The sequence below is a fragment of the Prauserella marina genome (assembly GCF_002240355.1).
GTDB classification, from domain to species: domain Bacteria; phylum Actinomycetota; class Actinomycetes; order Mycobacteriales; family Pseudonocardiaceae; genus Prauserella_A; species Prauserella_A marina.
The window spans coordinates 4,353,677-4,377,467 of the sequence record NZ_CP016353.1 but is presented as its reverse complement, the minus strand read 5'-3'; the positions used below and the strand labels follow the sequence as shown (position 1 = coordinate 4,377,467).

Here is a 23,791-nt window from a genome sequence, read left to right as displayed (position 1 = left end):
CGGCCGATAGCATCGACACGTCATCGCACGTGTTCATGCTTCGAGGGAGTCCACCGTGTCCCAGTCGTCGTTCGCCCAGCCCGTACCCGCCCCGCGCGTGGTGGTAACGGCGGGCACTACGGCGGGCAGCGCGGTACGCGAAGCCGGCCTGCCCAGCAAGGGCCCTGAGGCCGTCGTCGTCGTGCGCGACCAGGACGGCGCGCTGCGCGATCTCGCGTGGGCGCCAGAGGTCGACACTGAGGTCGAGGCCGTCGCGGCCGACACCGCTGACGGTCGCGACGTCATCAGGCACTCCGCGGCGCACGTCCTGGCTCAGGCCGTCCAGCAGCAGTTCCCTGACGCGAAGCTCGGTATCGGTCCTCCCGTCAAGGACGGCTTCTACTACGACTTCGCCGTCGACACCCCGTTCACGCCGGACGACCTGCGGGCGCTGGAAAAGCGCATGAAGCAGATCATCAAGGGGTCGCAGCAGTTCTCGCGGAGGGTGCTCGACTCGGTTGAGGCGGCCAAGGAGGAGCTGGCGGCCGAGCCGTTCAAGCTCGAACTCGTCGACCTCAAATCCGACAGCTCCGGCAGTCAGGGCGATGCGCTGGACACTGTGGACACTTCCGAGGTGATGGAGGTCGGCGCCGGCGAGCTGACGATCTACGACAACCTCGATCCGCGCACCAAGGAACGCGTGTGGAGCGACCTGTGCAGGGGCCCGCACGTGCCCACCACCAAGTACATCCCCGCGTTCGCGCTCACCAGGGTCGCCGCGGCCTACTGGCGTGGTGACGACAAGAACCCGCAGTTGCAGCGGATCTACGGCACCGCGTGGGAGTCGGCCGAGGCGCAGGACTCCTACCTGGAGATGCTGGCCGAGGCGGAGCGCCGCGATCACCGCAAGCTCGGAGCGGACCTGGACCTGTTCTCCTTCCCGGAAGAACTGGGCTCGGGGCTGCCGGTGTTCCACCCCAAGGGCGGCGTCATCCGCAAGGAACTCGAAGACTACTCCCGCAGGCGGCACGAGGAGGCGGGCTACGAGTTCGTCAACACCCCGCACATCACCAAGGGGCAGCTCTTCGAGACCTCGGGGCACCTCGACTGGTACCGCGAGGGCATGTACCCGGCCATGCACCTCGACGCCGAGCACGACGAGGACGGCACGCTGCGCAAACCCGGCCAGGACTACTTCCTCAAGCCGATGAACTGCCCCATGCACAACCTGATCTTCCGGACGAGGGGACGGTCCTACCGGGAGCTTCCGCTGCGCCTTTTCGAGTTCGGAACCGTGTACCGGTACGAGAAGTCCGGTGTCGTGCACGGTCTCACGAGGGCGCGCGGGTTCACTCAGGACGACGCGCACATCTATTGCACGGTCGAGCAGATGCAGGACGAGATCCGCTCGCTGTTGCAGTTCGTGCTGGATCTGTTGCGCGACTACGGTCTCGACGACTTCTACCTCGAACTGTCCACTCGCGACCCCGACAAGAGCATCGGCAGCGACGAGGACTGGGAACGCGCGACCAACGCGTTGCGGGAGGCCGCCGAGGCCAGTGGTCTGCACCTCGTGCTCGATCCTGGCGGCGCGGCGTTCTACGCGCCGAAGATCAGCGTGCAGGCCAAGGACGCGATCGGGCGGAGCTGGCAGATGTCGACCATCCAGGTCGACATGATGCTGCCTGATCGCTTCGGCCTCGAATACCAGGCGAACGACGGTTCGCGGCAGCGACCGGTGATGATCCACCGTGCCCTCTTCGGCTCGATCGAGCGCTTCTTCGGGGTGCTCACCGAGCACTATGCCGGGGCGTTCCCCGCGTGGCTTTCGCCGACCCAGGTCGTCGGAATTCCCATCGCCGGTGAACACGTCGCTCACGTGCGCGGGGTGGAGAAGGCGTTGCGGGCGAAGGGAATCAGGGCGGAGACCGACGCGGGCGACGACCGGATGCAGAAGAAGATCCGCACGCACACCACGCAGAAGGTGCCGTTCCTGTTGCTGGCCGGCGGCAAGGACGTCGAAGCGGGCGCGGTGTCGTTCCGGTTCAGGGACGGCAGCCAGATCAACAGCGTGCCGGTTCCGGTCGCCGTCGAGGCCATCGCGGACTGGGTGGGGCGCAGGGAGAACTCGTCGCCGACGGCGGAAGCTCTGGAGGCATTCGTTGGCGGGCACTGACCGCGGGGAAGGCGAGCCAGCGCCGCCCGAGTTCGTCGCGCAGGACGGTGTCGGGGTTCCCGACCAGCTGCAACGGCTGTGGACCCCGCACCGGATGGCCTACATCAGGGGCGAGAACAAGGCCGAGGGCGACGAGCCATCCGGCTGCCCTTTCTGCGTCCTCGTCGCCATGCCCGATGACGACGCGCTGATCCTCGCCAGGGGCGAGACCGTGTACGCGGTGCTCAACCTCTATCCCTACAACCCCGGTCACCTGATGGTGGTTCCGTACCGGCATGTCGCCGACTATCCGGAACTGACCGCCGAGGAGACCGTCGAGGTCGCGGAGTTCACCCAGCACGCGATGACCGTGATCCGGAAGGTGTCCGGGGCTCACGGCTTCAACATCGGGATGAACCAGGGTGTGATCGCAGGAGCGGGCATCGCCGCCCACCTGCACCAGCACGTGGTGCCGAGGTGGGGCGGCGACGCCAACTTCATGCCGGTGATCGGCCACACCAAGGTGCTGCCACAGCTTCTCGGCGAGACGAGAGAGCTGCTCGCCAGCGCGTGGTGACGAGGTCGGCGCCGCGGCGCGCGGTCAGGACTGGAGAACGGCCTCGATGTCGAGCTCGATCCTGATCTTGTCGGCGACGACGGCGGTCGGGAACGTGGTGCCGACACCGAACTCGCTCCTGCTCACGTCGGTGCTCGCCGAGATGCCCAGTACCTTGCTGCCTTCGGTCATGCCGTCGCCGAAGCCGCCGAGTTCGGCCTTGAGGGTGACCTGCTTGGTCACGCCGTGCAGGGTCAGCTCGCCGTCGATCTCGAAGTTCTCGCCGTCGCCCTGAGGACGGATCGCCTTCGAGTGGAAGGTCAGCGTCGGCTGGTTCTCCACGTCGAGAAATTCCGCGCTCTTGACGTGCCCGTCGCGCTGTTCGTTGTCGGTGTCGATGCTGGCCGCCTGAATCGTGGCGGTCACGGACGAGTCCGTGACGGCGTCTCCGGTGACGATCTCGCCACCGAACTCGCTGAACCGGCCCCTGACCTTCGAGACGCCGAGGTGCCTGACCACGAACGTCACATCGGAGTGCACTGGATCGATAGTCCAGGTGCCCGGGATGTAGCCGGGGATCTCGGTGGTGGCTGTGCTCATGGGATTCCTCCGTCAAGTAAATCGTGTGCTGTGCTGGGGCTCTAGGGTCTGGCGCCGCGTCTGACGGCGGCAGAAGATTGAGCCCTCAAGTACGAGGGTAACCGAATATGATTGAGCGCTCAACTACGGGTAGGATGTCGGTCATGTCCCAACCTCGATGGCTCAGTGACGAGGAGCAGCGCGTCTGGCGCGACTTCTCGGCAGCCGTCGGCATGCTCAGAGCACATCTGGAGAGTCAGCTTCAGCACGACGCCGGCATGCCGCACACCTACTACGAGGTGCTTGTCGTGCTGTCCGAGGCGCCGGGGAGGGTGCTGAGGATGAGCGATCTCGCCCTCGCCACCCGATCATCGCGCAGCAGGTTGTCGCACGCCATCGCACGCATGGAGGCGAACGGCTGGGTGCGGCGGGAGTCCTGTCCCACCGACAAGCGCGGCGCGTTCGCGCACCTCACCGCGGAGGGGATGGCCGCGCTGGAGGCCGCGGCACCAGGGCACGTCGACGCCGTCAGAGCCAGCCTGTTCGACCCGCTGACACCCGAACAGGTGGCCCAACTCGGCGAGATCGTCGCCGCGGTGCGCGAAGGACTCAGTCCCCGGTGTGCCGCCGCGGAGGCCGAGGAGCTCGAACGATACGAGGCCGCGGAATGAGTTCCGCCGTCGCGACACGGAGTGATAGGCGCTCGGCGCTGAGTGAGCGAAAGTGTGTGCCTGACGGGCGGTGATCGCCGCGCGGGAAGATCACACCGGCGGGTTGAGGGCATCCATGCAGGTTGGCCTCGTGCGGCTCGATAGGGTTTCTTCGGCACACCCGACCACGTAGCTACCCGCCCCGTAGGAACGATGCTCAACATCTTCGCGCGCGCTTCCATATCCCGCGTCACCGACCCGATCGGTGCCGCGCTGGTCAGGGCAGGGTTGACTCCGAACGCCATGACCCTGATCGGCACCGCCGGCGCCTTCGTCAGCGCGCTTGTCTTCATTCCGCAGGGGATGTTGCTGTGGGGCACGTTCCTGGTGTGGGGCTTCGCGCTGCTCGACCTGCTCGACGGCGCGATGGCCCGCGCGAAGGGAAGTACGCCCTTCGGCGCGGTACTCGATGCCACGTGTGACCGGCTCGTCGACGGCGCGCTCTTCGCCGCCATCGTGTGGTGGGCGTTCGTCGTCGAGGACAACCCGAGGATCGGGGCGGCCGCGTTGATCTGTCTCGTGCTGGCGCAGGTGATCTCCTACGTCAAGGCGAGGGCCGAGGCATCGGGCCTCGAAGCCGATGGCGGGCTCATCGAGCGCGCCGAGCGGTTGATCATCGCATTGGTGGGTACCGGGCTTCAAGGATTCGGACTGCCCCACTCGGTCGAGGTGTCACAGTGGCTGCTCGCCGTCCTCTCGGTGATCACCCTGTCGCAACGCGTCTTCGCCGTGACAAAGGCGGGAAGGGGAGCGCCCTCGTGAGTTCGTTCGCAGGCAGGCTCGCCGACTTCGGGTACGCGACCGGCTGGCGGGTGGTGCCGAAGCTGCCCTCGTCACTGGCGGCCTCGCTGTTCGCCGTCGGCGCCGACCTCGCGGCCCGCAAGGACGGCCCTTCGGTGAGGCAGCTGCGGAAGAACCTCGCCAGGGTGGTGCCGCAGGCGGACGCGGGGGAGCTCGTCGACCTCACCCGGCGGGCCATGCGCTCCTACGCGCGGTACTGGCACGAGGCGTTCTGGCTGCCGCGCAGCGACCACGACGCGGTCGCGGCCCGCGTCGACAACACCGGCCTCGAATACCTTGAGGCCGCGCTCGAAGAGGGAAACGGCGCGGTCATCGCCTTGCCGCACACGGGAAACTGGGATGCGGCGGGGCTGTGGCTGGTCAAGCAGTCCGGCAGTTTCGTCACGGTGGCCGAGAAACTCGAACCGCCCTCGCTGTACAAACGATTCGTCGAGTACCGTGAATCGCTCGGCTTCGAGGTCGTCCCTTCCGACGGCAGCGTGTCCTTCCGGACCTTGTTGCGGGCGCTGCGCGACAACAAGGTGATCTGCCTCGTCGGCGACAGGGACATGACCCGGTCCGGCCTTCCCGTCACGTTCTTCGGTGAGGAGACCCGGTTCCCAGCCGGACCGGCGAGGCTCGCGGCCAGCACGGGCGCCGCGCTGCTGCCTGCCGGAACCTGGTTCACCGAGCAGGGTTGGAACGTGCGCATCCATCCCAGGATCAGGGTGAACGCCCGCGACGAGATCCATCCAGCCACCCAGGCGCTCGCCGACATCTTCGCCGCCGACATCGCGGCGCATCCGACCGACTGGCACATGCTGCAGAAATTCTGGTCGGCCGACCGAGACGCCGCCGACGCGGACTCCTCCAGCGGAGCGGGGTGAGCGATGAAGGTAGGCATCGTTTGCCCCTACTCCTTCGATGTTCCCGGCGGAGTGCAGGGGCACGTCGTCGACCTTGCCAAAGCGCTGCTCGCGCTCGGGCACACCGTGTCGGTGCTCGCGCCTGCCGACGACGAAGCGGATCTGCCCGGCTTCGTGCATCCGGCTGGGCGCGCGCTCGGCATCCCCTACAACGGCTCCGTGGCCCGGTTGCAGTTCGGGCCCGTCTCCTACGCCAGGGTGCGCAGATGGTTGCGGGACAACGACTTCGACGTGCTGCACCTGCACGAGCCCGCGGCGCCGAGCCTGTCGCTGCTCGCCCTCAAGGTGGCCGAAGGGCCGATCGTGGCCACCTTCCACACCTCGACCCCACGGTCGAGAACGTTGTCGGCTTTTCAGCCCGTGCTGCGGCCACTGCTGGAGAAGATCACGGCGAGGATCGCCGTGTCGGCGCTGGCACGCCGAGTTCAGGTCGAACACGCCGGGGGTGACGCCGTCGAGATCCCCAACGGCGTCGATGCGGAGTTCTTCGCCGAAGCCACGCCACTTCCCGGATATCCGAGGCAGGGCGGCACCGTCGGGTTCGTCGGCCGGTTCACCGAGCCGCGCAAGGGCATGGGCGTGCTGCTCGACGCGCTGCGGCGGCTCGCGCCGGAACAACCGGGCCTGCGGTTGCTCGTCGTCGGCAGGGGAGAACCGGACACGCTGCGCAAACAGGCCGGTCCGCTGCTCGCCGAGCGCATCGACTTCCTCGGCCAGGCCGACGACGAGACCAAGGCGAGCGCGTTGCGCAGCGTCGACGTGTATTGCGCGCCCAACACCGGCGGCGAGAGTTTCGGCATGATCCTCACCGAGGCCATGGCGGCCGGAACCCCGGTGCTGGCCAGCGATCTCGATTCGTTCCGCAGGGTGCTCGACGACGGCAACGCCGGGATGCTCACGCCGGTGGGTGACGGTGCGGCCCTGGCTGCCGCGCTGCGTGAACTGCTCGCCGACCCGGACCGCAGGGCCCTGCTGTCAGCGGCCGCGACCGAGCGCGTGGCCATGTACGACTGGAAGACCGTCGTCACGCAGGTGCTGAGGGTCTACGAGACGGCGATAGCGGCCGACCCTCGCAAAGTCGGAACCGAACAGGAAACACCCAGGTGAACACGTTTCTCGTGCTGCTGGCCTTACTCGCCGCGCTCGTCGTGGTGAGCGGGTTGTTCCTGGTGGCGACGGCCAACCGGCTCGACCGGCTGCACGTGCGCACCGACGCGGGCTGGGCCGCGCTCGACGCGGCGCTGGCGAGGCGGGCCGTCGTGGCCCGCGCGGTAGCGGCCGGCGCACTCGGCGGGGAGCGGGCTGAGGCAATGCGGGTGGCGGCCGAGGGCGCGGAATCGGCGCCACGTCCGGAGCGGGAGCTCGCGGAGAACGAACTGACCAGACTGCTCGCCGACGTCGAACGGAGTGCGCTCGCGGCGCCGCTGGCCGCCGAACTCAGCGACGCCGAGCACCGGGTCGTCATCGCGCGCAGGGTGCACAACGACGCCGTGCGCGACACGCTCGCACTGCGGCGGCGCAGAAAGGTGCGCTACTTCAGGCTCGCCGGTACCGCACGGCAACCGGAGTACTTCGAGATCGCCGAGCCGGAGCTGGACGCGAGTACCGCGCGGCCGACGCCGAGAGTGTCGGCGCGCATCGTGCTCGTCGATCCCGGCGGCAGGGTGCTGTTGTTCCGAGGACACGATCCCGCCGTGGCGAAAGAACGGTTCTGGTTCACCGTCGGCGGCGGGGTCGAGGACGGCGAGGAGCTGCGCGCCGCCGCGGTGAGGGAACTCAAGGAGGAGACCGGGCTCGGCACCACGGCCGAGAAGCTGGTGGGACCGGTGTGGCGGCGCAGGGTCGAATTCGGTTTCGACGGCCACCACTACGACGGCACCGAATGGTTCTTCTTGCTGCGGCTCGACACGGCTGGCACCGACATCGACACCTCCGGTTTCACCGACGTCGAGGTGGCCACGATCGGGACCCATCGCTGGTGGGCACCCGGCGAGCTGGGCGACACCGGCGAGACCGTCTATCCGGTGCAGCTCGCCGAGTTCCTGCCGCCGCTGCTCGAACATGGCTGGGACGGCAGGTTGCGTTCCATCCGGTGAAGCGGCCTCGCGCGGTGGCAGACTGTCGGCATGGCAGCGGATACAGCTGAGCGGGAGAGCGCGGCCTGCGATGTCGCGCACGGCATCGTGGCCGAACAGCCGCCGGAACGGACACTCGTCGCCGTCTTCGCCACCCCGGTCGCCGGGTTCCTGCTCCGCTACGGTGCCGACCTCGGATACCACCCCGTGCTCGTCGACCCCTCCGGTACCGAACCCGCCGCCGTGCGGGACATGCCGGAACTGGACGCCACCACCGACGTCGTGGTCACCGACCACCACCGCGCCGAACTCGGCGAGGTGTTGAAGGCGGCCCTCGCCTGGCCCGCGCGCTGGATCGGTGTGCTCGGCAACCCCAGGCACGAGGGCCCGCACGTCGCCGCGCTCACCGCGCTCGGCGTGGCTGAGTCCGACATCGCGAGAGTGCACCGGCCGGTGGGACTCAACATCGGCTCGCGGGCACCGGCCGAGATCGCCATCGCGACGCTGGCCGGGCTCATCGCCGAGCGCAACGGCAGGCCGGGCGGATTCGCGTTCTAGCCTTTCGCCGCAAGGCTTTCCGGGACAGGGTCGTATCTGGCGTGCCTGCGGGTGAAGGTCGCCGTTCCCGACGTGATCGAGCGCAGGTCGATCGCGTAGCGCACCAGCTCCGTCGCGGGCACCTCGGCGTGGACGACGCTGTTGCCACCCGCGATCGATTCGGTGCCGAGCACTCTGCCCCTGCGTGAGGACAGGTCGCCGAGCACCGTGCCGAGATGCTCGTCCGGAGCCCGCACGAAGACCTCGTCGAAGGGTTCGAGCAACAGGACCCCGCCCTTGCTGGCCGCGTCCTTGAGCGCCAGCGCGCCCGCGGTCTGGAACGCCGCGTCCGAGGAATCCACACTGTGCGCCTTGCCGTCGAAGAGGGTCACCCGCACGTCGACGACGGGGTGCCCGTCGAGCAGGCCCTTTCCCAGTTGCGCGCGCACGCCCTTCTCGACACTGGGAATGAACTGGTGCGGTACCGATCCGCCGACCACCTTGTCGACGAACTCGAAGCCCGATCCCCTCGCCAGCGGTGCCACCTCGACATCGCACACCGCGTACTGGCCGTGTCCTCCCGACTGTTTGACGTGCCTTCCGTGTCCGCGCGCCGGGCCGGCGAAGGTCGACCGGAGGGTGACGCGTACCGGTTCGGTGTCGACGTCGGCGCCACCTGCCCGCAACCGGGACAGCAGCACGTCGGCGTGTGCCTCGCCCATGCACCACAACACGAGCTGGCCGGTCTCCGCGTTGCGTTCCAGCCGCAGCGTGGGGTCACCGGCGACGAGCCGGGAAAGGTTGCGTGCCAACGCGTCCTCGTCGCTGCGGGTCTTGGCGACGACGGCGACGGGCAGCAACGGTTCGGGCATCGCCCACGGGCGCATCAGCAGCGGATCGTCGGGATAGGACACCGTGTCGCCGGTCTCCGCCGAGCCGATTTTGGTGAGCGCGCACAGGTCGCCCGCGACGCAGTAGGGCACCTCACGCAGGTTCGCGCCGAGCGGCGAGTACAGGTGAGCGACCCGCTCGTCGGTGTCGTGGTCGTCGTGGCCGCGCTCGGTCATACCGTGTCCAGAAACGTGAACGGGCCGCTCGGGACGCAGCGTCCCGGAGAACACGCGGACGAGAGACACCCTGCCGACGTAGGAATCGACGGCCGTGCGCACGACCTCGGCGGCGAGCGGGCCTTCCGGATCGGCGCTCAACGGCTCGTGCGGAACGCCTTCCGGTGACGTGACGGGCGGGAGCTGGTGTTCCAGCGGGGAGGGGCAGGCGCGCACGATGCCGTCGAGCACCTCGGCGAGCCCGACGCCGGTCTCCGAGCACACCGGGATGACGGGGTGGAAACTGCCGCGCGCCACGGCGGTTTCGAGGTCGGCGATGAGCGTGTCCTCCGCGATCTCCTCACCGGCGAGATAGCGGTCCATCAAGGTTTCGTCCTCGCTCTCGGCGATGATCCCCTCGATGAGTTCGTTGCGGGCGTCGGCGAGCCGGTCGAGCTCGTCGGCATCGGGTTCGCCGACGGCAGGCGGATAACCGGCCGAATAGTCAAGGAACCGCTGGGTGATGAGGCCGATGAGGCCGGTCTTTCCACCGGAGGCCGGAAGATAGAGGGGGAGTACGCCAGCGCCGAACGCGGCCTGGCACGCGATGATCTCGGTTTCGACGTCGGCCCTCGCGTGGTCGAGCCTCGCGATGAGCACGGCGCGGGGCATGCCGACCGAGGCGCATTCCTCCCAGAGTGCGACCGTCGCCGCGTCGATTCCCTCACCGGCGCTCACCACGAACAGTGCGGCGTCGGCGGCCCGCAACCCCGCCCGTAATTCGCCGACGAAGTCCGCGTAGCCGGGAGTGTCGATGAGGTTGATCTTGATCCCGTCGTGCAGGACGGGCGCGACGGACAGCCCGACCGAACGCTGTTGCCTGACCGCGGCCGGATCGTGGTCGCACACCGTGGTCCCCTCGACGACCGTTCCCGCTCTGTTCAGCGTCCCCGAGGCGACCAGCAGCGCCTCGGTCAACGTCGTCTTGCCGGAGCCGGAAGGGCCGACAAGCACGACGTTGCGCACCTTGCCGGGGTCGTCCACAGCGACCGCGGCCCCGGAGTCACCGTTCTTCGTCCGCTTCTCGGCCATGGCAGGTCTCCCTTGCGCCGACGTCGGTGTCGAGGTGTGCCCTCGATCACACACCCGATTGCCGCGACCGGCAAGGGCGCTGCCCTCTTCCGGCAAGGAGCTGGCCGCGAAGTGGACTGCTGAGATTGCCGCGTAATGGCCACCGCCAGCGGTCCACGTCAAACGTAAGCTGGCTACGGATTCTCCTGTTTTCCCTCGTTGAAAGGCTCAGCTGTGTCCTCCGTGTCCTCCACGTCTTCTGGTTCTTCCCCGGCAACGGGCACCGCGCGCGTCAAGCGCGGAATGGCGGAAATGCTCAAGGGCGGCGTGATCATGGATGTCGTTACCCCGGAACAGGCCAAGATCGCCGAGGACGCCGGTGCGGTCGCCGTGATGGCGCTGGAGCGCGTGCCCGCCGACATCCGCGCGCAGGGCGGTGTCGCGAGGATGAGTGATCCCGACCTGATCGACGGCATCATCTCGACCGTGTCCATCCCGGTCATGGCCAAGGCCAGGATCGGTCATTTCGTCGAGGCGAAGGTGCTGCAATCGCTCGGCGTCGACTACGTCGACGAATCCGAGGTGCTCACGCCCGCCGACTACGCCAACCACATCGACAAGTGGGCGTTCACCGTGCCGTTCGTGTGCGGTGCGACCAACCTCGGCGAGGCGCTGCGCCGGATCAACGAGGGTGCGGCGATGATCAGGTCGAAGGGCGAGGCCGGTACCGGCGACGTCTCCAACGCCACGACGCATATGCGCCAGATCAGGGCCGAACTCCGCAAACTCGCCGCGCTGCCCGAGGACGAGTTGTACGTCGCGGCCAAGGAATTGCAGGCGCCTTACGAGCTGGTCAAGGAGGTTGCCGCCAAGGGTAAACTGCCGGTCGTGCTGTTCACGGCGGGCGGTATCGCTACCCCGGCCGACGCCGCGATGATGATGCAACTCGGCGCCGAGGGAGTCTTCGTCGGCTCCGGCATCTTCAAGTCGGGGGACCCGGCCAAGCGGGCCGAGGCGATCGTGAAGGCGACCACCTTCCACGACGACCCCGACGTGATCGCCAAGGTGTCGCGTGGTCTCGGTGAGGCCATGGTCGGTATCAACGTGGACGACGTGCCCGAACCGCATCGCCTCGCCGAGCGCGGCTGGTAGGGCTGAGAACGAGGCGATGCGGGCCCACACCGCCGAGATTGGCGGTGTGGGCCCGGCATTCGCGCCTTATCTCGTGAGTGATGCCGCCTCCGCTCGCGGCAACGCCCCGCCGGGCCGATAGATCAGCTGCGCCCAGAGCTGAACGCTGGAACGCCCCGTGGACGCCATGCGACCCAAGACTGGGTCGTCGTGCGACGTACGAGGCCGAACCGGAGGTTCTTCTACGGCCGGTCTTGCCAGCCGCGGTGAAGTGATGCCGGGGCAGGCATCACTTCGTCATTTCGTCTCGTTCGGATGACTGGTGTGTACCTGCTCCAAGAAGACCGTTCGCTCGTCGACGTAGAACCAGATACGCGCAGTGCCCTTCGTAGTTGGCTTGTGTTGCCAGCGCTCGTGGGTTACGCCGCCGCGTTCGATGCTGCCGAGTTCGCCCTTCAGCCGGTAGTTCGTCGGTGTTGTGGCCAGTGGTGTTCGCGTGAGGAAGTCCCAGGTCTCAGTCATGGGATTGCGGATTGTCGCGGCGAGATCCCGCCACCCCTTGCGTGCGTCGGTGGTGGCGAAGCGGATCTCGTACTCGGTCTTTTTGGGAGGACGGGGGACCAGTTCGCCCTTCTTGGCAGCTGCCACGGCTATGGACGCTCCACGGTCTCGTTGTCGTCGAGCCACTCAAGCTCGGCGCGACCGAGCCCTGCGGCGATAGCGGTGGCCGTTTCCTTCCAGGAGGTCAGCTCGGCGATCGCCAGGTGCGGCTGGTCGGTGGAGAACGAGGCGCGTGCGGCGTCGACGAGGTCCTGTGCGCAGGACTCCCGGTCTGCCGGTGACAAGGCGAGCATCCAGGGGAATGCTTTGGCCATGCGCTCGGCGAGCGAGCCGTTGTCGTCGAGTGTGACGGTGATGAGCTGCGCGGCGAAGTTCAGCATGCGGGCGCGGCTCTCGGCCTCGCGCTGCGACATCAGGACCAGTGCTTCACCGTCGCGCCGGGTCACTGTCACGGGGTGGAGTTCGGCCTCGGCGAAGACCTCGGCGGAGTGCTTGCTCAGGTCCGAGGAGCGTCGCGTCGCCGCGGGTAGGTCTGCTGCGGTGCTCATAGACCCTATGATATTCGGAACGTGTTCGGAAGTCTAGGTTTACGCCGTGGAGCGGCGGGCTACGCCATGGTCAACGACGTGATTGTGCTGACCGCGCACCGCGACTTCGACCACATTGCGAAGGTGACCGATCTGAGGCACGAATACGTCGCGCCCACGTTGTGACGTCCTTAATCGCGCCGACTTACCGCCGCGGTACCGTCCACGCCGGAGTGTCAGACGTGCTCCGAGACGAGAACGGCGACGGTGTCGGGTTCGAGTGCCTTGAACACGTGGGCGACGTCGCCGGGATAGCTGGTGTAGTCGCCCGGCGCCAGTTCGACGGGGTCGTCGCTGAGCCCGGCGAGTGCCCTTCCCGAGCTGAGCACGACGTGCTCGATGACCCCCGGCATGTGCGGATCGGATTCCCTCGGCCTGCCGGGCTGGGCGGTGAGCAGGTAGATGTCCCTGCGGGCGTGCGGGGGACAGGACGCGAGCAGGGTGGCGACGTAGTCGGCGCGTTCCGCCGCGAGTGCCGGTCCTTCGCCCGCGCGGATGACCTGCACTTTCGGCCGGGTCGGCTCGACCAGTTGCGCGAAGGGGACGTCGAGTGCGACGCCGAGCGCCCACAGTGTCTCGACGCTCGGGTTGCCGGTTCCCGATTCGAGCTGGGAGAGGGTCGACTTCGCGATCCCCGCCCTGCGGGCCACCTCGGCCAGTGACAGTCCTGTTCGGTGGCGTTCCCTGCGCAGCGACGCCGCGATGACCGCGAGCGGGGCGCCGTCCGGTTTGCCGTTCTCAGACATCGTTCGCTCCAGAAGTCGGTTCGTTCGGCTTGACGAACGGTTGGACTCGGGTTCAGGATAAGAGTCTATGCGTTCGATATGGCGAACCCTTGATCGAGACCTCGCGAGGGACATCGCGCTGGTCTGCCTTGCCGATGCCCTCGTCGGCGCCTCGTTCGGCGCCATCGCGGTGAGCTCGGGATTTCCGCTGTGGCTGCCGATGCTCATCTCGGTCGTGGTGTTCGCGGGAGCAGCCCAGTTCATGTTCATCGGCCTCATCGCCTCCGGTGGCAACCCGGTGGCCGCCGTCGTCGCGGGGCTGCTCGTCAACGCGCGGCACGTCCCGTTCGGATTCGCGGTCGGTGACGCGCTCGGCGACAAGCCTTTGCGCCGGATCGTCGGCGCGCACCTGATGATCGACGAATCCGTTGCCTTCGCGATGGCCCAGCGCGACGGCGAACGGCGAAGGGCCGCCTATTGGGCGTGCGGTATCGGGCTGTTCGTCTGCTGGAACGTCGGCGTCGTCGGGGGCGCCTTCGGCGGGACGGCCATCACCGACACCGACGTGTTCGGGCTCGACGCGGCCTTCCCCGCCGTACTGCTCGCGCTCGTGCTGCCCTCGCTGAGGGACAAGACGACGCGGCTGTCCGCGCTCGCCGGGGTCGTGATCGCGCTGGTGGCCACTCCGTTCCTGCCGGCGGGCCTGCCCGTGCTGCTGGCGCTCGCCGGGGTGCTCGTCGCGGTCCTCGGCTCAAGGGACGGGACGAACACCCGGCGGGACACGGCGGAGGAACCGGCATGACCGGCGCCGTCACCCTCATCGTGGCGACACTCGTACTCGGCGCGGGGACCTTCGCCTTCCGGCTCGCGGGCCCGGTACTGCGCTCGAAGGTCGAGTTGTCGCCGCGCGTCGAGAAGCTGATGGCCGTGTCGGCGGTGGTGCTGCTCGCGGCCCTCGTCGCCACGTCGGCGCTGCTGGAAGGGCACGAGTTCGCGGGATTCGCCAGGCCTGCCGGGGTCGCCGTCGGCGGGATACTGGCCTGGCGCAAGGCGCCCTTCGTGATCGTCGTGCTCGCCGCCGCGGGTACCGCGGCGGGCCTGCGGCTGCTCGGGGTGCCCTGAACGCGGCCCTTTGCCCGGAGCAAGTAGGCTTGACCAGCGGTAATCGCTGGAAAGGGAACGTAGGGGTGCCGAAAACGAAGCCGGTCATCGGGGTACTCGCCCTCCAGGGCGACGTGCGTGAGCACGCCGCGATGCTGGAGAAGGCCGGCGCGCGAGCCCTGCCCGTCCGCCGGGAACGCGAACTATCCGAAGTGGACGGCCTCGTGCTGCCAGGCGGCGAGTCGACCACGATGTCGCGGCTGCTGGAGACCTTCGAACTGCTGGACCCGCTGCGGGCGCGGCTCGCCGAGGGCCTGCCGGCGTTCGGCTCGTGCGCGGGGATGATCCTGCTCGCCAGACAGGCCCTCGACGGAAGACAAGACCAGCATCAGCTCGACGCGCTCGACGTCGTCGTGCGGCGCAACGCGTTCGGCCGCCAGGTCGACTCCTTCGAGGAAGACCTCGACGTGGAAGGACTCGAAGGCGGGCCGCTGCACGCGGTCTTCATCAGGGCTCCGTGGGTCGAGAAGGCCGGAGCGGGGGTGCGTGTGCTCGCCAGAGTGCCGCGCACCGAGGCCGCCGGAGCGGCTGCCGATAGGATCGTCGCCATTCGGCAGGGGGCGGTGCTGGCCACCGCGTTCCACCCAGAGCTGACCGGGGACGAGCGCGTGCACCGGCTGTTCGTGGGCATCGTGCAGGAAACGTAGGTATGGAGGAGAGATGAGCGGCCACTCCAAGTGGGCCACCACCAAGCACAAGAAGGCCGCCCTCGACGCCAAGCGTGGCAAGCTGTTCGCTCGGCTGATCAAGAACATCGAGGTCGCCGCGAGGACGGGTGGAGGTGACCCCGACGGCAACCCCACGCTCTTCGACGCTATCCAGAAAGCGAAGAAGAATTCGGTCCCGCAGGACAACATCGAGCGGGCGCGCAAGCGCGGAGCCGGTGAGGAAGCGGGCGGAGCCGACTGGCAGAACATCACGTACGAGGGCTACGGGCCGAATGGCGTCGCGGTGCTCATCGAGTGCCTCACCGACAACAAGAACAGGGCCGCCTCCGAGGTGCGCACCGCGCTGACCCGCAACGGTGGCTCGCTCGCCGACCCCGGTTCGGTGTCTTACCTGTTCAACCGCAAGGGCGTCGTGATCATGCCGAAGAACGACCTCGCCGAGGACGACGTGCTGATGGCCGTGCTCGACGCGGGCGCGGAGGAGGTCAACGACCTCGGCGAGAGTTTCGAGATCGTGTCGGAGGCGAGCGACCTCGTCGCCGTGCGCTCGGCGTTGCAGGAAGCCGGTTACGACTACGAGTCGGCGGACGCGAACTTCCTGCCTTCGGTCAACGTCCCCCTCGACGAGGAGGGCGCGAAGAAGGTGTTCCGGCTCATCGACGCGCTTGAAGACTGCGACGACGTGCAGAACGTGTACGCGAACTTCGATGTCGCCGACGACGTTCTGGCCGCCATCGAGGCGTGACACCGGCCGCCGGTGGAAATCAGTGCCGGCAGGACGCGCACCCCGCGGCGAAAACGGTGTAGGCGAGAACTCGCTCGTCCATGGGAGCGAGTTGCTCGCCTGCCAGTAGTTTCAGTTCCGCGGCCAGGACCAGATCGGTCAGCTCGTCCCGATTGTCCTTCGGTGGCCGCGATTTCAGGTTGTGTTCGTTCATTTTGGCTCCTGTCGGCACGCCTGCCCGCTGTCCTGACGCGATATGGCCGACGCTGCGCGGAATGGTAAGTGCCCGCGCGCCCGTGCCGGTAGGAACTGCGTCACGCCGGATGGCCGCACCGTACGGAAAGTGTTCGTTTCACTACGGCTGTCTATACGGCACAATGACCGCCGTGATGCCCGAAACCGTTGCCGGCAAAGACCAAGAACTCCGCGAGTGGATCGTGACGCAGGCCGAGAAGCGCGGCAACGCGGTCATCAAGATTCCGCCGGACGAACGGGGCTCCGGCTACGCGTTCACGGTGTGCGCGTGGGCCATGCACGGGGTCGCGGAGGCCGTCGTCGTCGGGCTTCCCGAGCACATGGCGCCGGTGTTGCTCGACGCGTACGTCGATCGCGCGGCGGCGGGGGAGGAATTCGCTCCCGGCGCGCTGTACCACGATTTCTTCGACGGTCTCCCCGTCACGTTCGAACACGTCGCCAAGGGGCATTACCCGGAGTTCTTCGGCAGCGCTTTCCTGGTATATCCCGAAGGCGACTTCCCCGCGGTGCAGATCATCGTGCCCGCTGGCGAGGGAAGCTGGCCGTGGGACGCGGGGGCACCAGAAGGATTCTCGGCACACCAGCCCGTCCTCACGGTAAGCGGCAAGCCGGAGAGCTGGACCCCCGGCTTCGACGGTCCATAGTGGACTGACGAGGGCGCGTGCTTCCGGTGCGCGCCGCGCGGCGCGCCTCGCCGGAAGGGCAGCGATCCGCTAGTAATCTCCTGCTCGAACTGATGTTCGTCGAGAAGGAGACCTGGTGCGCGTACTCGGTGTCGACCCGGGCCTGACCCGGTGTGGTCTCGGAGTCGTCGACGGTGGCAGGGGACGCGCCGTGACCTGCGTGGCCGTCGACGTCGTGCGCACACCGGCCGACGCCGACCTCGCCCACCGTCTGATGAGCGTCGCCGACGCGGTCGAGGAATGGCTCGACACCTACCGGCCTCAGGCCGTCGCCGTCGAGCGAGTGTTCAGTCAGCACAACGTCCGCACGGTGATGGGCACCGCGCAGGCGGGCGGCGTGGTCGCGCTGAGCGCGGCCCGCCGTGACCTTCCCGTCGTCTTCCACACGCCGAGCGAGGTCAAAGCCGCGGTGACCGGTTCGGGCCGCGCCGACAAGGCTCAGGTCACCGGTATGGTGACCAAGCTGCTCAAACTCGCCGAAGCGCCGAGCCCAGCCGACGCCGCCGACGCCCTTGCCCTCGCCATCTGCCACCTGTGGCGAGAGCCGATGCGAGCGAGGCTCGCCGAGGCCGAGGCGAGAGCGGCGGAACTGGCCCGCACGCACAAAGCGCGACTGGCCGCCGCCGCGAAGCAGCGGGCGGCCCGTGCCCAGGCGCGGCAAACACAGGTCAACCGGAAAGCACAAGCGGCGCCGACGGCGCGCACGGAACCGAAGACGAGGGGGAGCCGATGATCGCTTCGGTGCGGGGAGAGGTGCTCTCCGTCGGACTCGATCACGTCGTCGTCGAGGTGGGCGGAGTGGGGATGGCCGTGCAGGCGACCCCGTCGACGCTGGCCACGCTGCGCAGGGGCGAGCAGACCATGCTGCACACCGCGCTGGTCGTCAGGGAGGACTCGCTGACGCTGTTCGGCTTCGCCGACGCCGAGGCACGAGAACTGTTCGGACTGCTACAGACCGTGTCGGGCATCGGGCCCCGGCTGGCGCTCGCCGCGCTGGCCGTCCTCGATCCCGACAAGCTGCGCGGGGCACTCTCCGAGGGCAACATCACCGTGCTCACCCAGGTGCCCGGTATCGGGCGCAAGGGAGCGGAGCGGCTGACCCTCGAACTGAGGGACAAGGTCATCGCGACGGAACCCTCGGCCGGTGGCGAGGTGGCGCCCACCGCTGGGGTCGTGCGCAACGAGGTCGTCGAGGCGCTCGTCGGCCTCGGCTTCGCGGGCAAGCAGGCGGAGCAGGCCGTCGACAAGGTGATCGCCGCCGAACAGGGCGACACCTCCAGCGTGCTCAGGGCCGCGCTGGCCACGCTCGGCAAGAAGCGATGACGTGCCATGCACGATGACGAGATGAGCGCGCGAGGGCCGGTCCCCGGGGAAGACGACTACGAGGGCGACTGGGAGGGCGTCCCGGAGGGCGACGATCCGCTGTCCGTGGTCGCTCACGGCGGCGAGCGCGAGGTGGAGACGGCGCTGCGTCCCCGCAAACTCGCCGAGTTCGTCGGCCAGCCGAGGGTGCGGGAACAGCTTCACCTCGTGCTCGAAAGCGCGCGCAAACGGGGCGTGCCCCCGGACCACGTCCTGCTGTCCGGTCCGCCAGGACTCGGCAAGACGAGCATGGCGATGATCATCGCGGCCGAACTCGACACGGCCATCCGCATCACGTCGGGTCCCGCGCTGGAGAAGGCGGGCGACCTCGCGGCCATGCTGTCGAACCTGACCGAGGGAGACGTCCTCTTCATCGACGAGATCCACCGGATCGCCCGGCCCGCCGAGGAGATGCTGTATCTGGCGATGGAGGACTTCCGCGTCGACGTCGTCGTCGGCAAGGGGCCCGGCGCCACCAGCATCCCGCTGGAGATCGCTCCCTTCACGCTCGTCGGGGCCACGACGAGGTCGGGAGCGCTCACCGGCCCGCTGCGCGACCGGTTCGGCTTCACCGGGCAGATGGAGTTCTACAGCGCGCCGGAGCTGGAACAGGTACTGCGGCGGTCGGCGAGCCTGCTGGGTATCGAGCTTGAGGACAAGGGCAGGAGCGAGATCGCCCGCAGGTCGAGGGGAACCCCCAGGATCGCGAACCGGCTGCTGCGCCGCGTGCGGGATTACGCGGAGGTCAGGGCCGACGGCAGAGCTACGCTGGAGGTGGTCAGGGCCGCTCTTGAGGTCTACGACGTGGACGAACTCGGCCTCGACCGGCTCGACAGGGCCGTGCTGGGCGCGCTGGTCCGTTCGTTCGGCGGAGGTCCGGTCGGTGTCTCGACGCTCGCGGTGGCCGTCGGTGAGGAGCCGGCGACCGTCGAGGAGGTGTGTGAGCCGTATCTCGTCAGGGCGGGTATGCTCGCGCGCACTCCGCGCGGTCGGGTCGCTACTCCGGCCGCGTGGGAACACCTCGGTTTGCAGGCGCCGGCGGACAGCGTCGGGGTTGACGGGGCAGTGCCATCCCTGTTCGACTGATATACGCGCCTGAGGGCTAACCGCCTCCGGTGCTGGCTTTCTCAGCAGGACCTGGCACACTCGATACAGCACATTCAGACAAACTCGGACGTATCGCCTTCGGGGCGGCGTTCCGCCGAATGGAGAACCATGGAAGGCCTTTTCCTGCCGCTGTTGCTGATGCTCGTCGTCGCAATTCCCCTGATTATGGGGACGCGCAAGCAGAAGCGGATGATGGCGCAGCAGCAGGAGCTGCAGAACAGCCTTAGCGATGGCGACCGCGTGATGACCACCTCGGGCATGTACGCGACCGTGGCTGATGCCAGCGACGAGACCACGATCGACCTTGAGATCGCCGAAGGCGTCGTGACCACGTGGTTGCGCCAGGCCGTGCGCGAGAAGATCAACCCGGTCGTGGACGACGAGACCTCGGACGACGACGACGCTGACAGCGCGATCGTCGAGGAGCCTGCCGTCAGCAAGGTCGACGCCTCGGACAACGGGGCTCCCCAGGGCGCTCAGGTCGCTCCTCCACTGGAGCACGGCAAGAAGTAAGCCCTCGGCGGGCCACCCTGACGCCGGTGCGCATCGCATCGGCGTGGGGGCTACACGGCGTTCACGCAGCACCGAGTACTGTCTCGGTGCTGCGTGTGTTCGCTGTCTCACCAAGAGCGTCGAGCACGTGCGGTGAGTACCCCAAGCCGCCGATCCAGTTCGAGGAGACCGACCAACCGTGGCACCTCCGGCCGGGCAGATCCGCCCGGGACGCTACCTGACCTTCTTCCTCCTGATCGTCGTCGTGCTGTATGGGCTGGTCTTCCTGACCGGTGACCGCAAGCCGACGCCGAAGCTGGGCATCGACCTCCAGGGCGGAACACGGGTCACGCTGACCGCACGAACCCCTGACGGCCAGGCGCCGTCGCGGGACCAGCTCCAGCAAGCCCGCCAGATCATCGAGACCCGCGTCAACGGGATCGGCGTCAGCGGTGCCGAGGTGCTCCTCGACGGCAGCAATGTCGTCATCACGGTGCCAGGCAACGAGGGTGAGCAGGCCAAGACACTGGGCAGGACCGCGAAGCTCGGTTTCCGCCAGGTCATCAACGCGGTTCCGGCGACAGCGCCCCCTCAACAGCAGCAGGGCGATCAGCAGGGGCAGCAGCCGCCGCCCAGCGAGTCGCCGGGTGCCGAAGGCAGCCAGGGCGACGAGAACGGCCAGGGTGGTCAGGACGCTCAGGGCACGGACGGTTCCGGAGGCGGTTCCGCGCCCGGAGCGGCGAGGGCGCCGACGACAGGCGACCACGCCCAGCAACCGAGCCAGGATCCCTCCCCGCCGCCGACACCCGGTGACGGTGAAGGGGACGGCCAGACGCCGGAGGAGAAGGTCGCCGCCGAGATCCAGCAGGCGAAGGACATCCGGCAGAATCCGGCACTGCTGCCCGCCGATCCGAACGACCAGGCGGCCATGGCCATGGCGCAGCAGGCTCAGCAGGAGGCGCTGACGTCGCTGGTGTGCCGGGAGGGTTCGGCCGATCCTCTCGTCGGCAACGACGACCCGGCCAAGCCACTGGTGACGTGCAACGAGGACGGCTCCGAGAAGTACGTACTCGGCCCCGTGTTCCTCGAAGGAACCGAGATCAGCGACGCGTCCTCCGGCTACGACAACCAGCGCGGGGCCAACGTCGTCAACCTCCAGTTCAAGAGCGGTGGCGCGAGCACGTGGGCCGACTTCACCGCGGCGAACGTCAATCAGCGCGCCGCGTTCGTGCTCGACACGAAGGTGGTGTCGGCGCCCAACATCACCGAGGCCATTCCCAACGGGCAGACCCAGATCACGGGTCAGTTCACCCAGGATGAGGCCAAGAACCTCGCCGACGTGCTCAAGTATGGTTCCTTGCCGCTGTCGTTCTCGTCGTCGGACGCGACGACCGTGTCGGCGACACTCGGCCTGGCCTCGCTTGAGGCAGGGCTCATCGCCGGTGGCATCGGCCTGGCGCTGGTGTTCATCTACTGCCTGTTCTACTACCGCATGCTCGGCGCGCTCACGATCCTGTCGCTGATCCTGTCCGCGGGCATCGTGTACGCGGTACTGGTGTTGCTGGGCCGCTGGGTCGGATTCACGCTCGACCTCGCGGGGGTGGCGGGTTTCATCATCGCCATCGGTGTCACCGCCGACTCGTTCGTCGTCTACTTCGAACGGCTCAAGGACGAGATGCGGGAGGGCCGAAGTTTCCGGTCCGCGGTGGGCCGTGGCTGGGTGAGAGCGCGGCGCACGATTCTGGCCTCCGACGCGATCATGTTCCTCGCGGCCGCCGTGCTCTACGTGCTCGCGGTGGGTGAGGTGCGAGGGTTCGCGTTCACCCTCGGCATGTCGACGGTGCTCGACCTGATCGTCGTGTTCCTGGTGACCCACCCGCTCGTCGCGCTGATCGCGAAGTCCAAGACTCTGTCGAGTCCGAAGCTGTCGGGTCTGGGTTCCGTGCAGAAGATGGGTGCGCGGCGCAGGTCCACGGCCAGGGTCGGCTCGGCCACGAAGGAGGCCTGACGTGGCCGACGACAACGACAAGACCACACCCGGATCGGAAGAAAGCGGCGATTCGGTGACGAAGACCCAGCAGCCGCACAAGGAGTCGTGGCTCAACCGGCTTTACACCGGGACCGGTGCGTTCGACATCGTCGGCCGCCGCAAGCAGTGGTTTATCGCGTTTTCGCTGCTGATCCTGATCTGCGTCGGCTCGATGGGTTTCAAGGGCTTCAACCTCGGCATCGAGTTCGAGGGCGGAACTCAGATCCAGTTGCCGGGCAACGGCGCGAACGGCCCGATCGAGCCCGACGCCGTCAAGGACACCTTCTCCGAGGCCATCGGTCAGCAGGCTGCCGAGGCACAGCGGGTCGGCGTCGGTGAGGCCGCCACCATCCAGGTGCGGTCGAATACGCTGGACAACGCCGAGGTCAACGCGGTCAAGCAGGCGTTGTTCGACGAGTTCCAGCCCATCGGCACCGACGGCACGCCCAGCATGGAAGCCATCAGCGACAGCGCCGTCAGCGCCTCGTGGGGCGGGGAGATCTCGCGGCAAGCGCTGATCGCGCTGGGCGTGTTCATCGTGCTGGTGACGATCTTCCTGGTGATCTACTTCGAGAAGTGGATGGCTGTCGCGGCGCTCGCCTCGCTGATTCACGACATCGTGGTCACCGCCGGTGTGTATTCGATCGTCGGATTCGAGGTCACTCCGGCGACCGTCATCGGTCTGCTGACCATTCTCGGTTTCTCGTTGTACGACACGGTGGTGGTGTTCGACAAAGTCAAGGAGAACACCAGGGGCCTGCTGAACCTGACGAGACGCACCTATCCCGAGGCGGCCAACCTCGCGCTGAACCAGACCCTGATGCGGTCGATCAACACGTCGGTCATCGCGTTGCTTCCGGTGCTCGGCCTGCTCATCGTCGGCTACATCCTGCTCGGCGCGGGCACCTTGCAGGACCTGGCGCTGGTGCAGCTCACCGGCATGCTGACCGGTGTGGTGTCCTCGGTGCTGCTGGCGACGCCGTTGCTGGTGTTCTTCAAGATGCGCGAGCCCAAGTACCAGCAGCAGGCCGAGCGGGTGCAGGCGCGCAGGGACAAGGCCCGTGCCGTTTCCCAGCGTCAGGTCGCCGATGACGACTTCGACGCCGGCGACGACGAGGCACTGGCCACCGAACTCCGCAAGGAAGAGGCTTACGCGGCGGCGTCCAGCGTGCCGGCGAGGCACGCGTCGAAAGCGCAGAAGGCGCAGCAGCGCCAGCAACAGCAGCGCAAGGGCGGAAGGCCGACGGGTAAGCGCAGGCGATGAGCACGACTGTTGCCGAAGCGCTCGACCTCATCAGGGAGATTCCCGGCTTTCCGGAGCCGGGAATCCTCTTCCGCGACCTGACCCCGGTTTTCGGTGATGCCGCCGCGTTCGCCGCGGTGATCGACGCGCTGGGCGAAGCCGTGGGAGATGAGGTCGACCTGCTCGCCGGGGTCGAGGCCCGTGGTTTCGTGCTCGCCGCCGCCGTGGGCTACGCGAGAGGGCTCGGGGTGGCACTGGTGCGTAAGCCTGGCAAGCTGCCCGCCGTGGCCGGCCGGGTCGATTACGCGCTGGAGTACGGTACGGCGACGCTGGAACTGCCCGTCGATTCGGTACGGCGAGGGCAGCGGGTGGCCATCGTGGACGATGTGCTCGCCACCGGGGGCACGGTGGCCGCGACGGCGAAGCTCATCGAGCAGGCCGGAGCCACCAGCACCGGGGTCTCCGTCGTGCTCGAACTGGGCGAGCTCGGCGGCAGGAACCTGCTCGGCGGGCTGCCGGTGCACGCTTTGCGCACGGTGTGAGCTGCGAGGACCACTCCGGGTGGTCCTCGCGATCTTCCTGATGGGGACGACCCGCCCATCGATGAGCTGACACCCGGCACGAACCGACACGTCGGCGAGCTAGGCTG

General features: G+C 67.9%; 27 protein-coding genes. 21 read left to right on the top strand and 6 right to left on the bottom strand.

Annotation, left to right across the window (positions count from 1 at the left end; translation table 11 throughout):
* The first annotated feature begins 55 nt into the window (after nucleotides 1-55).
* Both thrS and BAY61_RS20560 read left to right on the top strand, forming a co-directional pair.
* Nucleotides 56-2,155: a threonine--tRNA ligase gene (gene thrS / locus BAY61_RS20565; RefSeq protein WP_091809990.1), complete on the top strand. Its 2,100-nt coding sequence runs from the start codon at nucleotides 56-58 to the stop codon at nucleotides 2,153-2,155.
* On the top strand, nucleotides 2,142-2,711 hold the full coding sequence (locus BAY61_RS20560; protein WP_091809988.1) for an HIT family protein: 570 nt from the start codon (nucleotides 2,142-2,144) through the stop codon (nucleotides 2,709-2,711). Before thrS ends, BAY61_RS20560 begins: the two co-directional genes overlap by 14 nt.
* Nucleotides 2,712-2,735: 24 nt before the next feature.
* Here the strand turns inward: BAY61_RS20560 and BAY61_RS20555 are convergent, their stop codons facing one another.
* Nucleotides 2,736-3,290, bottom strand: a complete 555-nt coding sequence (locus BAY61_RS20555) for a YceI family protein (RefSeq protein ID WP_091809987.1) — start codon at nucleotides 3,288-3,290, stop codon at nucleotides 2,736-2,738.
* Nucleotides 3,291-3,433: 143 nt separating this feature from the next.
* Here BAY61_RS20555 and BAY61_RS20550 point away from each other — a divergent pair, with 143 nt between their 5' ends.
* The 6 genes from BAY61_RS20550 to BAY61_RS20525 all read left to right on the top strand — a co-directional run bounded on the left by BAY61_RS20550 (nucleotide 3,434) and on the right by BAY61_RS20525 (nucleotide 8,318).
* Nucleotides 3,434-3,940: a MarR family winged helix-turn-helix transcriptional regulator gene (locus BAY61_RS20550; protein WP_091810250.1), complete on the top strand. Its 507-nt coding sequence runs from the start codon at nucleotides 3,434-3,436 to the stop codon at nucleotides 3,938-3,940.
* 192 nt (nucleotides 3,941-4,132) lie between these two features.
* Nucleotides 4,133-4,741: a phosphatidylinositol phosphate synthase gene (pgsA, locus tag BAY61_RS20545; RefSeq protein ID WP_091809985.1), complete on the top strand. Its 609-nt coding sequence runs from the start codon at nucleotides 4,133-4,135 to the stop codon at nucleotides 4,739-4,741.
* Entirely contained in the window at nucleotides 4,738-5,646 is a 909-nt protein-coding gene (locus BAY61_RS20540) for a phosphatidylinositol mannoside acyltransferase (protein WP_091809984.1), read from the top strand. Before pgsA ends, BAY61_RS20540 begins: the two co-directional genes overlap by 4 nt.
* Nucleotides 5,647-5,649: 3 nt before the next feature.
* On the top strand, nucleotides 5,650-6,792 hold the full coding sequence (locus tag BAY61_RS20535) for a glycosyltransferase family 4 protein (RefSeq protein WP_091809982.1): 1,143 nt from the start codon (nucleotides 5,650-5,652) through the stop codon (nucleotides 6,790-6,792).
* Nucleotides 6,789-7,781 (top strand): NUDIX hydrolase, encoded by a 993-nt coding sequence (locus BAY61_RS20530; RefSeq protein WP_091809981.1) that lies wholly within the window; start codon nucleotides 6,789-6,791, stop codon nucleotides 7,779-7,781. Before BAY61_RS20535 ends, BAY61_RS20530 begins: the two co-directional genes overlap by 4 nt.
* A gap of 30 nt (nucleotides 7,782-7,811) precedes the next feature.
* Nucleotides 7,812-8,318, top strand: coding sequence for an XdhC family protein (locus tag BAY61_RS20525; RefSeq protein WP_091809979.1), 507 nt, complete (start codon nucleotides 7,812-7,814; stop codon nucleotides 8,316-8,318).
* Here BAY61_RS20525 and BAY61_RS20520 read toward each other — a convergent pair.
* Entirely contained in the window at nucleotides 8,315-10,435 is a 2,121-nt protein-coding gene (locus BAY61_RS20520; protein WP_091809978.1) for an elongation factor G-like protein EF-G2, read from the bottom strand. The two genes, BAY61_RS20525 and BAY61_RS20520, sit on opposite strands and share 4 nt — an antisense overlap.
* Nucleotides 10,436-10,648: 213 nt before the next feature.
* Here BAY61_RS20520 and pdxS point away from each other — a divergent pair, with 213 nt between their 5' ends.
* Nucleotides 10,649-11,566, top strand: a complete 918-nt coding sequence (pdxS, locus tag BAY61_RS20515) for a pyridoxal 5'-phosphate synthase lyase subunit PdxS (protein ID WP_176879880.1) — start codon at nucleotides 10,649-10,651, stop codon at nucleotides 11,564-11,566.
* Nucleotides 11,567-11,842: 276 nt separating this feature from the next.
* Here pdxS and BAY61_RS20510 read toward each other — a convergent pair whose 3' ends face one another.
* The 3 genes from BAY61_RS20510 to BAY61_RS20495 form a co-directional block, all read right to left on the bottom strand.
* Complete coding sequence (locus BAY61_RS20510; protein ID WP_091809976.1) at nucleotides 11,843-12,193, bottom strand: hypothetical protein; 351 nt, start codon at nucleotides 12,191-12,193, stop codon at nucleotides 11,843-11,845.
* Nucleotides 12,194-12,195: 2 nt separating this feature from the next.
* Nucleotides 12,196-12,654: a prevent-host-death protein gene (locus tag BAY61_RS20505; RefSeq protein ID WP_091809975.1), complete on the bottom strand. Its 459-nt coding sequence runs from the start codon at nucleotides 12,652-12,654 to the stop codon at nucleotides 12,196-12,198.
* 215 nt (nucleotides 12,655-12,869) lie between these two features.
* Nucleotides 12,870-13,439: a helix-turn-helix domain-containing protein gene (locus BAY61_RS20495; protein ID WP_091809973.1), complete on the bottom strand. Its 570-nt coding sequence runs from the start codon at nucleotides 13,437-13,439 to the stop codon at nucleotides 12,870-12,872.
* A gap of 67 nt (nucleotides 13,440-13,506) precedes the next feature.
* On the opposite strand from BAY61_RS20495, the gene BAY61_RS20490 reads away from it, so the two are divergent.
* The 4 genes from BAY61_RS20490 (at nucleotide 13,507) to BAY61_RS20475 (ending at nucleotide 15,992) form a co-directional block, all read left to right on the top strand.
* Nucleotides 13,507-14,220, top strand: a complete 714-nt coding sequence (locus BAY61_RS20490) for an AzlC family ABC transporter permease (protein WP_091809971.1) — start codon at nucleotides 13,507-13,509, stop codon at nucleotides 14,218-14,220.
* The gene (locus BAY61_RS20485; RefSeq protein WP_091809969.1) at nucleotides 14,217-14,540 is read left to right on the top strand and encodes an AzlD domain-containing protein; all 324 of its coding nucleotides are present in this window, start codon (nucleotides 14,217-14,219) and stop codon (nucleotides 14,538-14,540) included. The genes BAY61_RS20490 and BAY61_RS20485 overlap by 4 nt, the downstream gene beginning before the upstream one ends.
* A gap of 65 nt (nucleotides 14,541-14,605) precedes the next feature.
* Nucleotides 14,606-15,226, top strand: a complete 621-nt coding sequence (pdxT, locus tag BAY61_RS20480) for a pyridoxal 5'-phosphate synthase glutaminase subunit PdxT (RefSeq protein WP_091809968.1) — start codon at nucleotides 14,606-14,608, stop codon at nucleotides 15,224-15,226.
* A 13-nt stretch (nucleotides 15,227-15,239) separates the two neighbouring features.
* Nucleotides 15,240-15,992, top strand: a complete 753-nt coding sequence (locus tag BAY61_RS20475) for a YebC/PmpR family DNA-binding transcriptional regulator (RefSeq protein ID WP_091809966.1) — start codon at nucleotides 15,240-15,242, stop codon at nucleotides 15,990-15,992.
* Nucleotides 15,993-16,011: 19 nt separating this feature from the next.
* Here the strand turns inward: BAY61_RS20475 and BAY61_RS33020 are convergent, their stop codons facing one another.
* The gene (locus tag BAY61_RS33020) at nucleotides 16,012-16,185 is read right to left on the bottom strand and encodes a hypothetical protein (RefSeq protein WP_170140149.1); all 174 of its coding nucleotides are present in this window, start codon (nucleotides 16,183-16,185) and stop codon (nucleotides 16,012-16,014) included.
* Nucleotides 16,186-16,348: 163 nt separating this feature from the next.
* Between BAY61_RS33020 and BAY61_RS20470 the strand changes: the two genes are divergently transcribed.
* The 8 genes from BAY61_RS20470 (at nucleotide 16,349) to BAY61_RS20435 (ending at nucleotide 23,684) form a co-directional block, all read left to right on the top strand.
* On the top strand, nucleotides 16,349-16,870 hold the full coding sequence (locus BAY61_RS20470; protein ID WP_420848867.1) for a DUF4262 domain-containing protein: 522 nt from the start codon (nucleotides 16,349-16,351) through the stop codon (nucleotides 16,868-16,870).
* A 115-nt stretch (nucleotides 16,871-16,985) separates the two neighbouring features.
* A complete protein-coding gene (gene ruvC, locus BAY61_RS20465) occupies nucleotides 16,986-17,642 on the top strand; it encodes a crossover junction endodeoxyribonuclease RuvC (RefSeq protein ID WP_091809965.1) in 657 nt (218 codons plus the stop codon).
* Nucleotides 17,639-18,232 (top strand): Holliday junction branch migration protein RuvA, encoded by a 594-nt coding sequence (ruvA, locus tag BAY61_RS20460; RefSeq protein ID WP_091809963.1) that lies wholly within the window; start codon nucleotides 17,639-17,641, stop codon nucleotides 18,230-18,232. Before ruvC ends, ruvA begins: the two co-directional genes overlap by 4 nt.
* Nucleotides 18,233-18,238: 6 nt before the next feature.
* Nucleotides 18,239-19,357, top strand: coding sequence for a Holliday junction branch migration DNA helicase RuvB (gene ruvB, locus BAY61_RS20455; RefSeq protein ID WP_245865282.1), 1,119 nt, complete (start codon nucleotides 18,239-18,241; stop codon nucleotides 19,355-19,357).
* A gap of 129 nt (nucleotides 19,358-19,486) precedes the next feature.
* On the top strand, nucleotides 19,487-19,891 hold the full coding sequence (gene yajC, locus BAY61_RS20450; RefSeq protein ID WP_091809961.1) for a preprotein translocase subunit YajC: 405 nt from the start codon (nucleotides 19,487-19,489) through the stop codon (nucleotides 19,889-19,891).
* 178 nt (nucleotides 19,892-20,069) lie between these two features.
* On the top strand, nucleotides 20,070-21,878 hold the full coding sequence (gene secD / locus BAY61_RS20445; protein WP_091809959.1) for a protein translocase subunit SecD: 1,809 nt from the start codon (nucleotides 20,070-20,072) through the stop codon (nucleotides 21,876-21,878).
* A gap of 1 nt (nucleotide 21,879) precedes the next feature.
* Complete coding sequence (secF, locus tag BAY61_RS20440; protein ID WP_091809957.1) at nucleotides 21,880-23,163, top strand: protein translocase subunit SecF; 1,284 nt, start codon at nucleotides 21,880-21,882, stop codon at nucleotides 23,161-23,163.
* Nucleotides 23,160-23,684 (top strand): adenine phosphoribosyltransferase, encoded by a 525-nt coding sequence (locus tag BAY61_RS20435; RefSeq protein WP_091809955.1) that lies wholly within the window; start codon nucleotides 23,160-23,162, stop codon nucleotides 23,682-23,684. Before secF ends, BAY61_RS20435 begins: the two co-directional genes overlap by 4 nt.
* Nucleotides 23,685-23,791 lie beyond the last annotated feature (107 nt).